General features: G+C 61.3%; 10 protein-coding genes. 5 read left to right on the forward strand and 5 right to left on the reverse strand.

Translation table 11 applies throughout. The annotated features are described in order from the left end of the window. Window positions 1-35: 35 nt before the first annotated feature. Genes secB through ACF8RA_RS10685 form a run of 3 tightly spaced genes read right to left on the reverse strand, consistent with a single transcriptional unit; the run spans window position 36 to window position 1,230 of the window. Window positions 36-521, reverse strand: coding sequence for a protein-export chaperone SecB (gene secB / locus ACF8RA_RS10675; protein ID WP_003249206.1), 486 nt, complete (start codon window positions 519-521; stop codon window positions 36-38). 39 nt (window positions 522-560) lie between these two features. Next, complete coding sequence (gene grxC / locus ACF8RA_RS10680) at window positions 561-815, reverse strand: glutaredoxin 3 (RefSeq protein ID WP_003249204.1); 255 nt, start codon at window positions 813-815, stop codon at window positions 561-563. A gap of 1 nt (window position 816) precedes the next feature. Then, on the reverse strand, window positions 817-1,230 hold the full coding sequence (locus tag ACF8RA_RS10685; RefSeq protein WP_176684807.1) for a rhodanese-like domain-containing protein: 414 nt from the start codon (window positions 1,228-1,230) through the stop codon (window positions 817-819). Window positions 1,231-1,437: 207 nt separating this feature from the next. On the opposite strand from ACF8RA_RS10685, the gene gpmI reads away from it, so the two are divergent. The 4 genes from gpmI to ACF8RA_RS10705 all read left to right on the forward strand — a co-directional run bounded on the left by gpmI (window position 1,438) and on the right by ACF8RA_RS10705 (window position 6,593). Next, on the forward strand, window positions 1,438-2,973 hold the full coding sequence (gene gpmI / locus ACF8RA_RS10690; RefSeq protein WP_176684806.1) for a 2,3-bisphosphoglycerate-independent phosphoglycerate mutase: 1,536 nt from the start codon (window positions 1,438-1,440) through the stop codon (window positions 2,971-2,973). 141 nt (window positions 2,974-3,114) lie between these two features. Further along, window positions 3,115-4,422, forward strand: a complete 1,308-nt coding sequence (locus ACF8RA_RS10695) for a murein hydrolase activator EnvC family protein (RefSeq protein ID WP_392460887.1) — start codon at window positions 3,115-3,117, stop codon at window positions 4,420-4,422. Window positions 4,423-4,500: 78 nt separating this feature from the next. Continuing rightward, entirely contained in the window at window positions 4,501-5,817 is a 1,317-nt protein-coding gene (locus ACF8RA_RS10700; RefSeq protein ID WP_176684804.1) for a S41 family peptidase, read from the forward strand. Between the two features lie 8 nt (window positions 5,818-5,825). Beyond that, window positions 5,826-6,593: a divergent polysaccharide deacetylase family protein gene (locus tag ACF8RA_RS10705; RefSeq protein WP_392514402.1), complete on the forward strand. Its 768-nt coding sequence runs from the start codon at window positions 5,826-5,828 to the stop codon at window positions 6,591-6,593. 43 nt (window positions 6,594-6,636) lie between these two features. Here the strand turns inward: ACF8RA_RS10705 and ACF8RA_RS10710 are convergent, their stop codons facing one another. Together ACF8RA_RS10710 and ACF8RA_RS10715 are read right to left on the reverse strand one after the other, a co-directional pair. Further along, the gene (locus ACF8RA_RS10710) at window positions 6,637-11,322 is read right to left on the reverse strand and encodes a dermonecrotic toxin domain-containing protein (protein ID WP_392519153.1); all 4,686 of its coding nucleotides are present in this window, start codon (window positions 11,320-11,322) and stop codon (window positions 6,637-6,639) included. A 117-nt stretch (window positions 11,323-11,439) separates the two neighbouring features. Continuing rightward, window positions 11,440-13,443 (reverse strand): BCCT family transporter, encoded by a 2,004-nt coding sequence (locus ACF8RA_RS10715; RefSeq protein WP_370844375.1) that lies wholly within the window; start codon window positions 13,441-13,443, stop codon window positions 11,440-11,442. 475 nt (window positions 13,444-13,918) lie between these two features. Between ACF8RA_RS10715 and betI the strand changes: the two genes are divergently transcribed. Next, window positions 13,919-14,575: a transcriptional regulator BetI gene (gene betI, locus ACF8RA_RS10720; RefSeq protein WP_209969470.1), complete on the forward strand. Its 657-nt coding sequence runs from the start codon at window positions 13,919-13,921 to the stop codon at window positions 14,573-14,575. Window positions 14,576-14,587: the final 12 nt, after the last annotated feature.

Raw genomic sequence — 14,587 nt, forward strand, 5'->3', positions numbered from 1 at the left:
CGCCCCGAGAGGCGCTTTCTTGATACCGGCAGTTATTACTGCACAGTAGGCGCTTCACCCGCTTCCTGCATACGCTGCATTTCTTGCGCGTACAGGGCGTCGAAGTTGACAGGCGACAGCATCAGCGCCGGGAACGAACCGCGAGTCACCAGGCTATCCAGGGCCTCACGGGCATAAGGGAACAGGATGTTAGGGCAGAACGCACCCAGGGTGTGGCTCATCGAAGGCGCATCGAGGTTGGCGATCAGGAAGATACCGGCCTGCTGCACTTCAGCAATGAAAGCCACTTCGTCACCGTTCTTGACGGTAACCGACAGGGTCAGCACGACCTCGTGGAAGTCGCCTTCCAGGGATTTCTGCTTGGTGTTCAGGTCCAGGGCAACACTTGGCTCCCAGGTCTGACGGAAGATCTGCGGGCTTTTCGGGGCCTCGAACGACAGGTCGCGCACATAGATGCGTTGCAGGGAGAACTGAGGGCTGTTGTCTTCTGCTGCAGCGCCGTTGGTCTGTTGGTCAGTCATGTCAGATCCTTATCCTAATGTTTTTGAATGCAGTGCAAATCAGGCCGCCAGCAGCGCGTCGAGCTTGCCGGCGCGCTCCAGGGCATAGAGGTCATCGCATCCACCGACATGGGTGCTGCCGATCCAGATCTGCGGCACCGACGTACGGCCGGCTTTCTGACTCATCTCGGCGCGAACCTGCGGCTTGCCGTCGACCTTGATTTCCTCGAAGGCCACGCCCTTGCTCTCGAGCAGGTACTTGGCGCGCATGCAGTAGGGGCAGTAGTCGCTGGAATAGACGATGACAGGCTTCATATCACTTCACCAGGGGCAGGTTATCGGCTTTCCAGCTGGAAACGCCACCGCTCAGTTTGGCGGCGTTGTAACCAGCTTTGAGCAGCTCGCGGCAAATAGTGCCGGACTGCTGGCCCATCGCGTCGACGACAATCAGGGTCTTCTCTTTATGTTTGCCCAACTCGGTCATGCGGTTGGCCAGTTTGTCCTGCGGGATGTTCACCGCACCGACGATATGACCAGCGGAGTATTCCTTGGCCGGGCGAATGTCGATCACCAGGGCCTTCTCGGCATTGACCATGGCTGTCAGTTGGCCGTTAGTCAGGCTCTGGCCACCACGACGGATTTCATTGATAAGCAGCAGGACCAGCAAAATGAGGAAGATCGCAACCAGGATGTAGTGATCTGTCGCGAATTGAATCAGGTGAGCAACCATCAGCGGTGTTCCAGGCGATTGAAAATGCCGGCCAGTATACACAGCCCCTTGGTGCCACCAAAGCCCGACGGGCCGGCCACAAAACCACCTTCATGTTGCTAGCACAGGTGCGCCGGTCGGTGGAATGGGACGAATATTCGCCGCGGGTGGCGTATTTGCCCTAAAATGCGTGTCTTTATCATCTTTGAACAACCGTGAGTTTGATTGATGACGAGCACGCCCAAACCCCTGGTCCTGATTATCCTGGATGGCTTCGGCCATAGCGATATCCCCGAACACAATGCCATCTTTGCCGCCAATAAACCGGTCTATGACCGCCTGTGCGCCACCCAGCCGCATGGCCTTATTTCCGGCTCGGGCATGGATGTCGGCCTGCCGGACGGGCAGATGGGCAACTCCGAAGTCGGTCATATGAACCTCGGCGCAGGTCGTGTCGTCTATCAGGACTTCACCCGGGTGACCAAGGCCATCCGCGACGGCGAGTTCTTCGAAAACCCGGTGCTGACCGGTGCTGTGGACAAGGCAGCCAGTGCTGGCAAGGCCGTGCACATTCTCGGCCTGCTGTCCGATGGTGGCGTACACAGCCACCAGGACCACTTGGTGGCCATGGCCGAATTGGCCGCCCAGCGTGGCGCCGAAAAGATCTACCTGCATGCCTTCCTCGATGGCCGCGACACCCCGCCACGCAGCGCGCAGTCGTCCATCGAACTGCTCGATGCCACCTTCGCCAAGCTGGGCAAGGGCCGCATCGCCAGCCTGATCGGCCGCTACTACGCCATGGACCGCGACAACCGCTGGGACCGTGTCAGCGCCGCCTACAACCTGATCGTCGACAGCGCTGCCGAGTACACCGCTGACACGGCCCAAGCAGGCCTTGAAGCAGCTTACGCCCGCGACGAGAGCGACGAATTCGTCAAGGCCACGCGCATCGGCGAAGCCGTCAAGGTCGAAGATGGCGATGCCGTGATCTTCATGAACTTCCGCGCCGACCGTGCTCGCGAACTGTCGCGTGCATTTGTAGAGCCAGACTTCACGGAATTCGCCCGTGCGCGCCTGCCAAAGATGGCGGCGTACATCGGCCTGACCCAGTATTCGGCGAAGATCCCGGCACCAGCAGCCTTTGCGCCATCCAGCCTCAACAACGTGCTGGGCGAATACCTGGCGAAAAACGGCAAGACCCAGCTGCGCATCGCCGAAACCGAGAAATATGCCCACGTCACCTTCTTCTTCTCTGGTGGCCGCGAAGAGCCGTTCGAAGGCGAAGAACGCATCCTGATCCCGTCGCCGAAGGTCGCCACCTATGACCTGCAACCGGAAATGAGCGCACCAGAGGTGACCGATCGCATCGTCGAAGCCATCGAACAGCAGCGCTTCGACGTCATCGTGGTCAACTACGCCAACGGTGACATGGTCGGCCACACCGGCGTGTTCGAAGCGGCAGTCAAGGCCGTCGAAGCGCTGGATACCTGCGTAGGCCGCATTGTCGACGCGCTGGACAAGGTCGGCGGCGAGGCGCTGATCACCGCCGACCACGGCAACGTCGAGCAGATGGAGGACGAGTGCACCGGCCAGGCGCACACTGCACACACTACCGAGCCGGTACCGTTCATCTATGTTGGCAAGCGCAACGTGAAAGTGCGTGAGGGCGGCGTGCTGGCCGACGTGGCACCGACCATGCTGAAGCTGCTGGGGCTGGAAAAGCCGGTGGAAATGACCGGTACTTCGATTCTGGTCGACGCCTGAATGGCAACGAGGGGCTGCCTTGCAGCCCCAATTGCCCATGAATTCCAGACAAACGCCCCCCTGCATCCGCAGCGAGGCGTTTTTTTTGCCTGCCCACGCGGGCATACTAGGCCAGTCTCCATCCTTGGTACGCCAAACCCCATGCTTCGCGCCCTGATCCTCCTAGCCTTGTCTTGCCTGCTCAGCCCGGCCTTCGCCGATGAGCGCGCGCAGACCCAGCAGCAACTGGATGCCACCCGCCAGGACATTGCCGAGCTCAAGAAAACGCTGAGCAAGCTCCAGGAAGAAAAGGCCGGTGTGCAAAAGGACCTCAAAACCACCGAAACCGACATCGGCAACCTCGAAAAGCAGGTGGAGGCCCTGCAGCAAGAACTAAAAAAGACTGAAGGCGAGCTGGAGCGCCTTGATACCGAGAAAAAAAAACTCCAGAGCGCCCGCGTTGAACAACAACGACTGATCGCCATCCAGGCCCGTTCGGCCTACCAGAACAACGGTCGCGAGGAATACCTCAAGCTGCTGCTCAACCAGCAGAACCCCGAGAAATTCGCCCGCACCCTCACCTATTACGACTACCTGAGCAAGGCGCGCCTGGAGCAATTGCGCACCTTCAACGAGACCTTGCGCCAACTGGCCAACGTCGAACAGGAAATTTCCAGCCAGCAGCAACAGCTGCTGGCCCAGCGCGCGGACCTCGACAGCCGCCGCCAGGCGCTGGAAACCGAGCGCGCCAAGCGCCAGCAGGTATTGGCCAAGCTCAACAGCGATGTAAAGGACCGCGGTCAAAAGCTACAAGCGCGCGAACAGGACCAGGCCGACCTGGCCAAGGTCCTGAAGACCATCGAGGAAACCCTCGCCCGCCAGGCCCGTGAAGCTGAAGAAGCGCGCAAGAAGGCCCTGCTGGCGCAGCAGGAAGCGGAAAAACGCCGCAAGCAGGCAGCGCTGGCCGCCGCCGCTGCCCGCGACCAGGCCCGTGAGCCAGCGGAGCCGCCGAAAAAGGCCCGCACCACCCTCGGGCCGATGGTTTCCAGCGATGGTGCGAACTACGGCGGCGCATTTTCTGCTGCGCGGGGCAAACTTCCATGGCCAGTCAATGGTCGACTGCTGGCTCGTTTCGGCGATGCCCGCGGCAGCGACGCCCGTGCCAAATGGGACGGAGTGATGATCAGCGCCACCCCGGGCACTCAGGTACGCGCCGTGCACGGCGGGCGCGTGGTTTTCGCGGACTGGTTGCGCGGCGCCGGGCTTCTGGTCATTCTCGACCATGGCAACGGTTACCTGAGCCTGTACGGCCACAACCAGAGCCTGCTCAAGAATGCCGGTGACATCGTCAAGGCCGGTGAAGCCATTTCCACCGTTGGCAACAGCGGTGGCCAGGAAGCTGCAGGCTTGTACTTCGCTATCCGCCAGCAGGGCCGCCCTACCGACCCTTCGCAGTGGTGCCGAGGCTAGTCACATTTCTACGGCGCAGCCTGAGTGCTGCGCCGATGCTCCCCAGGGAGCGCTTACAGGATCAGGAGTTCGTTCGACATGCTGCACTCGCCTCGTCTCACCCAGCTGGCCCTGTCCATCGCCCTGGCGGTAGGCGCGCCCCTGGCCACCGCCGCAGAGCCGGCCAAGGCCGCCGCAGTGCCAGCCACCGAGGTGACCGCCAAGGCGCCACTGCCGCTGGAAGAACTGCGCACCTTCGCCGAGGTCCTGGACCGTATCAAGGCCGCCTATGTCGAACCGGTAGACGACAAGACCCTGCTGGAAAACGCCATCAAGGGCATGCTTAGCAACCTTGACCCGCACTCGGCCTATCTTGGCCCCGAGGACTTCCAGGAACTGCAGGAAAGCACCAGCGGCGAGTTCGGCGGGCTGGGCATTGAAGTAGGCCAGGAAGACGGCTTCATCAAGGTGGTCTCGCCAATCGACGACACCCCGGCCTCGCGGGCCGGCGTGCAGGCTGGTGACCTGATCGTCAAGATCAACGGCGCCCCGACCCGCGGCCAGACCATGACCGAAGCGGTCGACAAGATGCGCGGCAAGGTCGGCGAGAAAATCACCCTGACCTTGGTGCGCGACGGTGGCACCCCGTTTGACGTGAACCTGACCCGTGCGGTCATTCAGGTCAAGAGCGTGAAGAGCCAGCTACTGGAGAACGATTACGGCTACATCCGTATCACCCAGTTCCAGGTCAAGACCGGTGACGAAGTGGGCAAGGCGCTGGCCAAGCTGCGCAAGGACAACGGCAAGAAGCTGCGCGGGGTAGTGCTGGACCTGCGCAACAACCCAGGCGGCGTGCTGCAGTCGGCGGTGGAAGTGGCCGACCACTTCCTGACCAAAGGCCTGATCGTCTACACCAAGGGCCGCATCGCCAACTCCGAGCTGCGTTTCTCGGCCAACCCGGCCAATGCCAGCGAAGGCGTGCCGTTGGTGGTGCTGATCAACGGTGGCAGTGCATCGGCATCGGAAATTGTCGCTGGCGCCCTGCAGGACCAGAAGCGCGCCGTACTGATGGGTACCGACAGCTTCGGCAAAGGCTCGGTGCAGACCGTGCTGCCACTGGCCAACGACCGCGCCCTGAAGCTCACCACTGCGCTGTACTACACCCCCAACGGCCGTTCGATCCAGGCCCAGGGCATCGTCCCGGACATCGAAGTGCGCCAGGCCAAGCTCACCGCCGAGGCCGACACCGAAAACTTCAAGGAAGCCGACCTGCAGGGCCACCTGGGCAACGGCAACGGCGGCGCCGACCGCCCGACGGGCAGCAGCAAGCGCAAGGAACGCCCGCAGGATGACGACTTCCAGCTGAGCCAGGCACTGAGCCTGCTCAAGGGCCTGAACATCACCAAGGGCGACTGAGCCACCCTATGCGTTATCTGCTGTGTCTGTTGTTTTGCCTGATGGCCGGAATCGCGCAAGCGGCGCCGGCCAACAAGGCCTACATGAGCATCATCATCGACGACCTGGGCCAGAGCACCGAGCGTGACAGCCGTACCCTGGCCCTGCCCGGGCCGGTAACCATGGCGATCATGCCCGACACCCCGCATGCCACCGACTTTGCCCGCCAGGCACACAAGGCCGGCAAGACGGTGATCCTGCACATGCCCATGGACCCAGCCACCGGGCCCTATGCCTGGCACCCGGGCATCGCCATCGAAGAGCTGGCGCGGCGCCTGGACGCAGCATTGGTCAAGGTGCCCTACGCCGCCGGCATCAACAACCACATGGGCAGCCGCATGACCGCACAGCGTGAACCCATGGCGTGGTTGATGGGCGAGCTACAGCGGCGCCAACTGTTCTTCGTCGACAGCCGCACCAGTGCCGCCACGGTCGCCGCGGCCGAGGCTCAAGCGCACGATGTGGCGCATGTGTCGCGGGATGTATTTCTGGATGACGTGCGCACACCGGAAGCCATCGAGACTCAACTGCAGCAGGGTGTTGCACTGGCCCGCAAGCAAGGCTCGGCCGTGTTGATCGGCCACCCCTACCCGCAAACGCTAGCGGTGCTGGAAAGGCAGATTCCACGGCTCAAGCAATTGGGTATCGAACTGATCACGCTGCAACAGATGATCGCCACACGGGGCAACCAGGCCATGCCGGCACACGGTAAGCATGGCCGTTACAGCAATCGCTAGCGTTGCCGATCGCGGGTTACCACTGGGCTGAAAGTGCAACTGTTCAGAGGTTGAACGGGATCACATCCTTGGCCTGCGCATAGGTCAGGTTACCTCGATAGATGCTCAGTACCTGCCCCTCGCTCGCGGCCTTCATTTGTTCGCGATACCCCATCTTGCGCTGGCTCCACAGCTTCAGATGGCCTTTGCCAAACGCCGTCGGCGCCGCCTGCGAGTCGGCAAAATGGAAATGCGCGGCCCACAAGGGTCTACCCTTGGCCTCGCCGGGAGCCCGCAACAGGCTGATCCGGTACTCGTCCAGATAGCCATCGGAGACCACCTGCCGAGGCCCGACATATTCCACTGCAAGCAGCCCCTGTTGATGGAGAAAATTCAGCCCTCTGGAACCTGGATAGCGCGTCTTGCTGTAAAGCGCTACCAAACAGTCCCGGCGGGCCTGACGCAACTGAATCAGCGCATCGTCCATGCCCGCCAGCAGTGCGTGCTCTGCGTTGGCATCGCTGAGCTGTTCACGCAGCTCGGCCACTTCGTTGATCTGGCCGTCCAGCATCGACATCAGGCCCATGTCGTCAGCATCCTTGGCAACCAGGGCTCTGGCTTGAGCGATGACATTTTCATTCTGTGCCAGCATGGCCTCGGCCAGTTCCCGGTTGTTCCTTTCGGAGTCCGGCGTAGAATTCCGCGACTGCTGTTCCGGTTCGCCCGCGGCTACCTCTTCAACCCAGATGTTTCCCTGCTTCTGGAAGCGATGCAGCGCGCTCTTGTTGAAAGCCGCTACAACTTGCAGCACAGCCTGCCCGTCGACCACCGATTCGCTGCCAATGACTATCTGACCAGCCCGCGTATGGGCCACCTGCAGGCTCTTTCGTGAATAGACCGCACGACGTGTGCCACGAACCTGCCCGTCCGCCTGCTCGCGCATGGCCTCGACCAACGCCTCACCGGCTATGGTTTTCAGTTCCACCATCTGTTGCTTGTAGGCCTCAAGGCGCTGGACATCGATGAGCTTGCTGCCGAGTGTCTTGATCCGTTCGGCGTTGAGAATCGCCGCGAGGTATTCGTCCCACGCACTTTGCAGCACCTCGATTCGTTCGGCGACAGGCAAGTCACAGAACATCAGCAGATGATGCGTTTGTGCGGCCACCCGCAGACGCTGACTGGCGAGCGCATGGCGGAAGATCATGTAGTGCTGGGTAGGCGTGCCTTTGTGCCACTGCAGGGCGAGCTCGACCAGGCCCATGGCCTGGAAAAACCGGATGTTGATCGTGGTCGTCTTGCGGCTCTCGATAATGCTCGAGACGGTCAGCGTGGTATTGACGTAAGGCACTTGCATGTCGATATCGGTGATGGCCAACAGGCGATCCAGCTGGCTGGAGACATTGATGATCCTGGGCTGCTCTTCAAGCAACTTCTCCAACATCGTCCGGAACCTGGCATACAACTCGGCCTGTTTCTCTGGCGGTGCCTCATTGAGCGCATTGGTGAGTTGGTCGTATTCCCTGAACCCACCCAAGGCCAGGAGCTCATCAATGAAGAACATGCCAAAGCTGATCAGGTTCTTGCGGACCTGGCCCAAGAGTATCCGTTGATCTCTCACGCTGCCGCCCTGCGTCGAGGCGCTCGCCTTGTCGAGCACGTAGATAATGTTGCGTTCAGCCTCGAGATACCCCTGGAATAGACTGTCGTTCAACGCCAGGCGCTGGGTGCGCAGCGCATTCGTCTGCTCGTGCAACTGCTGGAGTTTGCGCTTGAACAACTCGGTAGCCTGCTCGAATTGCGCACGTTCGCCCGGGTCGGTTGGTGGCGCCTTTTGCAACCGATCCTCGACTTTTTTTACCGGATCACGCAAACCGACAACCTGCTCGCTCAACGCGTTGAAATCCTTCGTGGCAGCCTCCGCGGCCAAGAGAAGCCGCTCTATCTCGGCCTGAGCCTTGGCGATCGGCCCGCTTAGTTTCTTGCGCAGTCGCTCGCGGGCCAACTCGCCGGAGCGATCATTGCCACCGTGCAATCGCGAATTATTGAGGCGCCAGACATTGCCGTCGCGCATCAGGTATGGCCCAAGCGTGCCGTCCGGACCGATGATGCGAAACGCTGCGTTATCAAGGCTGACTCGGTAGACATCACCGTCCAGAGACACATAGAAATCATCCCCAATCCGCACCAGGCCAGCAGCCACGCCCTGCGTCTGCGGTTCACGCCCCGCCAGCGAAACGCTGGTCGCCAACGCCCGCATTTGACCGCGCTGGGCACTCGACAGGCCGTTGAGCCCCCCAGCCCCACGCCAGGAAAAGTCGAGGTGGGTGTTGGCCATCGCCTGCAGCCTGTCGACCGAGGTACTGGGCTCCCGCGTTGCTGTGGAAAGGTTCGCCAACTCGACCCCATTGCCTGGAGGTGGCCCCTGGAGCAGCGATGGCGGCAGGTCACCAGAAACGGCCGGCGCTGCCAGTTTCGGCGTCTGCAGGTGTATCAGCGCCAGCAAGGTGTTGTTCAGCACATCGACCATCGCCTGGATTCGCTCGTCGAGATGCGGGCTGGCCAGCCCCTGCACATCGTTGATCAGGCTGCGCATGCCGATGTAAAGCCAGGCAACCGAGGTGAGCGGCCCTGGTAACACCGGAAACACAACGTTCAGCAGCTCCCAGGAAAATGCCGTGACCAGCCGCCAGCGCACCTCGCTGTTACTCATGGCGCTGCGATCCGCCAGCTCCAGCAACATCCGGCCCTTGGCTTCGAACATCTGCCGATCCACGTCCTGCGCCCAGAATTGCAGCGCCAACTGAACAGGCTGCGGTTTCTCCGGGAGTGTGTAAGGGTCGGGCAGCCATTGGGGCAGGTGCGGCTCCCGGAAGCCACCATTGTCGTAGACCGCGCGCTGAGCTTGCTCGATCCAAAGCAGCACGTTGTCCTGCAACGCCCCCGGGCGGCTGATCGCATCCAACAGTGCCTGAGCGCTGTCGAACTGAATCAGTGCCTTGTCGGTGTACAGCGGGCAATACAACAGATGAGCCCCCAACTCGATGAGTTCGATCACGTAGAAACCATGCGCCACATCGACCCTCTCTGATGTCGGCGAGCGTTTGAACGCAAGCGCCGCAATGCGCACAGCCGCTGCACCTTCCTGGCCACTACGGCAGAATTCTGCCAGGGCGCCGTAGGCGAACTTGTCGAGCCGCTTGACTGCCCGCGCCCGCGCGGCATCGAACATCAGGGTAATACGCCAGCGTATGGCAAATGCCGAGATGTGTTCGGCGCGGCTCGCCGAGCGATCGAGCATCGACTGTACATGACGTGGATACGTGCCGCCGATGTCGACTCGCTGCACCAGCTCACGGACGTAATCAATGGTCATCCACTTCATGATCAGCTGGTTTTCCCGGTGCGCGATGTGTGTCACCACCCCTCCTGCTGTGGCATCCAGGCGGCCGATCGCCAGTTGCGTCAGGGTCAACTTCTTTTCACCGGTCTTCTGGCCGAAGCCCAGCCCGTGACCGTCACTGACAAAGGTCTCGACGCTGAGGATAAGGTCATCAGGAAAGTAATTGGCGTCTACCGGGTGGTCATGCAGCATCGCTTCGCGCAGGCGTGTCGCCGCATAGGTGTGCAAGTCCGGCAGACCGTCCTGAATGCCCTGGGCTGGGCTGGGCTGTTGCAGTAGCGACAAGTCGAGCATGGCTTGCAGGTAGGCGGTCTGGCTATCCGTATCGGCTCGCGACAGGCCCTTGGGAAGCGCCAGACCCAGCCCACCGGTGCCCTGGTCACTGAACTCGGCAAAAAAGGACGCGGGCTCGCAGGCCAAATGGCAGTAATGCTCCAGTTGGTCGACGCTGTCGATCGCGCTCCAGCGCAGGCGGGCCACGCGCTCGAGCAAGATTTCCAGCAACAAGGCGCTGTACAGGGCGAAAGCGTCGCCCTCCACAGTAAGGCCTTGCCAGCTCAACTCATCAAATCGGTAACGTCCAGCCATCTGCATTTGCAACGCCGTGCCGAACGCGGCCTGGGCGTCGTAACTGCGGACCAGACCTTCGGGAGTACACCAGAGTGTCAGTTCGCGAACTTCACTGGAGGCGGTAATCAGCAAACCGGGCAACAGCTCATGGAAAGTGTCTTCGCCCTCACGTAACGCAACCCGCACCAGCTGCACATCGAGCCCGGTACGGTTACCCATCATCAGGTCACGCAGCAGCTTGCGTTGTTCGTCGTCCAGCGCTTCGTCTTTCAGGCCATCGAGCAGGTTGGCGCGCAACAACTGCTGCAACCACAGGTCCCGGTCGATCGTGACGTCGCCGTTCCAATAGTCGATCTGCGCTTGCTGGAAGTGCCATAGCAGCATCGGCAGCAATGCGTTGAGGCCATCGGTCAGGCGCGCGGGCTCGATCAAATCGCCCTCGGCAGTTTCGAGGCTCGACTCGATGGCGAAAAAGCGCCGGGGCGGGTTCAGGCTAAGGCGGTAGTCACCCGCTGGGGCGAGGTCCAGTGGTTTAGCCGCAAGCAGGGCCTGCAGCACCACATCCACCAGCGGCTGAGGGTGCCAGACGCCATCCGGATGCATGGACATCAGGTACAGCGGTGCAGCCGAGGTCATCTCAGGGCGATGTACGCCAACCAGAGGATAGTGCTCCAGGATCACCTTCATGACCTGTTCCCCTGCGACCTGGCGGAGCGTGGGACGGCTGGCGAACTGGGCGGCGACTGCGTGTTTGAGGTTGTGCGCGTGAGTGGCGGGCATGACCAGGACTCGTTATGGAATGAACCACAAAGCGTCCTGGAGATGTTATCGAAAGAGGTGCTACATATTACTGCTGGCAGGCCGCGGCACCTGGCGGTGCGGCGACCTGCCGGGCAGTCAGCTATAGACGCGGCCAAGCACCTGGCGATGGCTCTCGAACTGGTCGAGCACATCACGCACGATCTGGTCTGGGGCAAAGCCCATCAGGTCGTATTCCTGACTGCCGTCATGCAGGTAGACCTCGGCGCGGTAGAAGCGCTGGCGCAGTTCAGGCTCACCCTCGACCGGCGCCTCGCTCGGCGCGGCCATATAGCCGTCAAGGCTCACCTCATAGACGAACGGGTTGCCTTCTTCCATCATCACCCGCAAGCCCATCAGGTTGCGCGACTGGCCAACGCGGGTTTCCACCTCGAAGCCCAACGTCTGCAGCTGTGCAGCGGCTTCTTTCAACGCCGGGCTGACCTGCTTGTCCATGAAACGCTGCACCACGGCCTGGGTCGGCTGCAGTTCCAGCTGGGTCAGGCGCTCGCTGAAGCCGCGACGGCCGCGGGCGGCCAGTTCGGCGCGCTCCTGCTCGATCACCACGTCCTGCTTCATGGCCTTGTACAGGCCGAACATGAACAGCACCAGCACCACCGAGAACGGCAGGCCCGCCAGCACGACCATGGTCTGCATGGCCTCGAAGTTACCGGCAAACAGCAGGCCGATGGTCACCAGGGTGATCACCACGGACCAGAACACCACCATCCAGTGCGGGGCGTCTTCGTCGACCTTGCCGCCTTTGCACGACAGGTTGGCCATCATCACCGCGCCGGAGTCGGCCGGGGTGAGGAACAGCACGAAACCGACGAACACCGCCACACCAATCACGATCTTGGCCGCCGGGAAGTATTCCAGCAGCTGGTAGATCGACATCGACGGCTGTTCCAGCGCAGTCTTGCCCAGTTCCACAGCGCCCTGGTTGATCACCAGGTCCAGTGCGGTATTGCCGAAGATCGACAGCCAGGCCAGGGTGAAGCCCAGCGGAATCAGCAGCACGCCCATGACCAACTGGCGCACGGTACGGCCCTTGGAGATACGCGCAATGAACATGCCGACGAACGGGCCCCAGGAGATCCACCAGGCCCAGTAGAACACGGTCCACAGGCCCAACCAGCGCTCGGACTTGCCGGCTTCGCCTTCATACACATAAAGGTCGAAGGTTTTCAGCACGATGCCGTTGAGGTAGTCACCGACGTTCTGCACGAGGCCATTGAGCAAATGCAGGGTTTCGCCGCCCAGCAATACGAAAATCAGCAGGCCGCTGAACAGCACGATGTTCAGGTTGGACAGGCGACGAATGCCGTTTTCCACACCCGAGACCGCAGCCACGGTGGCCACACCGGCCATGACCAGAATCACCACCAGCAGGTTGGTCTTGCTGTGGTCCATGCCGAACAGGTATTCCAGGCCCGAAGAGACCTGCATCGAGCCGATACCCAGGTTGGTCACCAGGCCAAGCAGGGTGACGAACATGCCGAAGATGTCGACGGCATTGCCGGCAGCACCCTTGACCCAACGCTCGCCCACCAGCGGGTACAGCGCCGAGCGCAGTGCCAGCGGCTGGTTGTGGCGGTAAGCGAAGTAACCCACGGCCAGGCCGACCAGGGCATAGATCGCCCAGCCGTGCAGGCCCCAGTGCAGGAAGGTCAGCTGCAAGCCCTGGCGAGCGGCCTCGAGGCTGGCCGGTGTGCCTTCCGGGGGATTGAAATAGTGGTCCAGCGGCTCGGAAGCGCCGAAGTACAGCAGCGAAATACCGATACCGGACGAGAACAGCATGCCGGCCCAGGCGCCATAGCTGAAGTCCGGCTGGTCGTCCTTGCCACCCAGCTTGAGGCTGCCGTAGTCGGAGAAAGCCAGGTAGACGACGAACAGCAGGTATCCGCAGATGACCAGCATGTAGTACCAGCCAAAGGTACGCGTCAGCCACTTCTGGGCCACGCCCAGCACTTGGCCGGCAGTTTCGGGTGCAGCGATCAGCAAGGCAGTCAGAACAAGGATCATCAGCGCGGAGGTGAAGAACACCACGCGGTTGACCCGTACCCTCTCGGCGGGGGGCTTGATAAGTGAGGCAGAACTCATTGCACGAATGCTCCGGGCAGTGCGGCTGTGGAGGCTAATCAGTCTTTCCCGAGCAATTGGTGGAATATCCCCACTGCATCAGGTGTTATAAAAGAACCCTGGAAACCGTGATCCCGAATCGATACGTTGCCAAAAACAGACAGGTGGCCTGCTGAAAATGCCACGCCTCAACGGAGGTGCGCGCATTCGTCACAGAGCACCCCGCCCGCTCCAAGGGCCTGCCGCAGGACCAATGACCGTACGGCAGAATCTGCATTTCGCATCGCTCACGCCCGTCAACGCCTTGTATTCCGGGGGTTACACGATTTCCTGGGGTGTCAATCCGTGCCTTCTCGACCGCCTGAAAAACTGTCAATGGCACAAATTGTCGCAGAGCTTATTCTTTATTGATTGAACGTTCAATCAAAACAAAATAGACTGGCCTTCGCCGAGTCAGCCGCCTGTCGTCTGCTCGCAGGCCTGAGGAGATAGCAAGATGCCCAAGGTCGGTATGCAACCCATCCGGCGCCAGCAGTTGATCGAAGCCACCTTGCAGGCGGTCGATCAGGTCGGACTGGGGGACGCCAGCATTGCGCTGATTGCCCGTTTGGCCGGTGTGTCGAACGGCATCATCAGTCACTACTTTCGGGACAAGAACGGCCTGATCGCAGCGACGATGGGTTACATCATGAGCATGCTCAACGAAGGCGTCAGAGCACGTCGCCAGGCCCTGAAAGACGACAGCCCGCGCGCTCACCTGAAAGTGATCATCGAGGGCAACTTCGATGCCAGCCAGGTAAACGGCCCGGCAATGAAAACCTGGTTGGCCTTCTGGGCTTCCAGCATGCACCAGCCCGATTTGCACAGGTTGCAGCGGATCAACGACCACCGCTTGTATTCCAACCTGTGCTGCCAGTTCCGCCGCGTCCTGCCGCTCTACCATGCGCGCAAGGCAGCCCGCGGTCTGGCAGCCCTGATCGACGGTTTGTGGCTGCGTGGCGCCCTGTCGGGTGATGCATTCGACACCGACCAGGCGGTACGGATTGCTTACGAATACATGGAACTACAACTGGCCAAGCAGCACACCCTGGGCACAAACGACCAGGCTGCTGACCATGCGCGCAGGGCCCTTGCCAACCCGGCAGGAGCATGACGCGCAAGCCAA

The sequence above is a fragment of the Pseudomonas sp. FYR_5 genome (assembly GCF_043106315.1).
Taxonomy (GTDB): domain Bacteria; phylum Pseudomonadota; class Gammaproteobacteria; order Pseudomonadales; family Pseudomonadaceae; genus Aquipseudomonas; species Aquipseudomonas putida_Y.

What these genes read in the sequence shown, in the direction of transcription:
- secB (WP_003249206.1), bottom strand. Translation starts at nt 521, where the DNA reads ATGACTGACCAACAGACCAACGGCGCTGCAGCAGAAGACAACAGCCCT.
- grxC (WP_003249204.1), bottom strand. Translation starts at nt 815, where the DNA reads ATGAAGCCTGTCATCGTCTATTCCAGCGACTACTGCCCCTACTGCATG.
- ACF8RA_RS10685 (WP_176684807.1), bottom strand. Translation starts at nt 1,230, where the DNA reads ATGGTTGCTCACCTGATTCAATTCGCGACAGATCACTACATCCTGGTT.
- gpmI (WP_176684806.1), top strand. Translation starts at nt 1,438, where the DNA reads ATGACGAGCACGCCCAAACCCCTGGTCCTGATTATCCTGGATGGCTTC.
- ACF8RA_RS10695 (WP_392460887.1), top strand. Translation starts at nt 3,115, where the DNA reads ATGCTTCGCGCCCTGATCCTCCTAGCCTTGTCTTGCCTGCTCAGCCCG.
- ACF8RA_RS10700 (WP_176684804.1), top strand. Translation starts at nt 4,501, where the DNA reads ATGCTGCACTCGCCTCGTCTCACCCAGCTGGCCCTGTCCATCGCCCTG.
- ACF8RA_RS10705 (WP_392514402.1), top strand. Translation starts at nt 5,826, where the DNA reads ATGCGTTATCTGCTGTGTCTGTTGTTTTGCCTGATGGCCGGAATCGCG.
- ACF8RA_RS10710 (WP_392519153.1), bottom strand. Translation starts at nt 11,322, where the DNA reads ATGCCCGCCACTCACGCGCACAACCTCAAACACGCAGTCGCCGCCCAG.
- ACF8RA_RS10715 (WP_370844375.1), bottom strand. Translation starts at nt 13,443, where the DNA reads ATGAGTTCTGCCTCACTTATCAAGCCCCCCGCCGAGAGGGTACGGGTC.
- betI (WP_209969470.1), top strand. Translation starts at nt 13,919, where the DNA reads ATGCCCAAGGTCGGTATGCAACCCATCCGGCGCCAGCAGTTGATCGAA.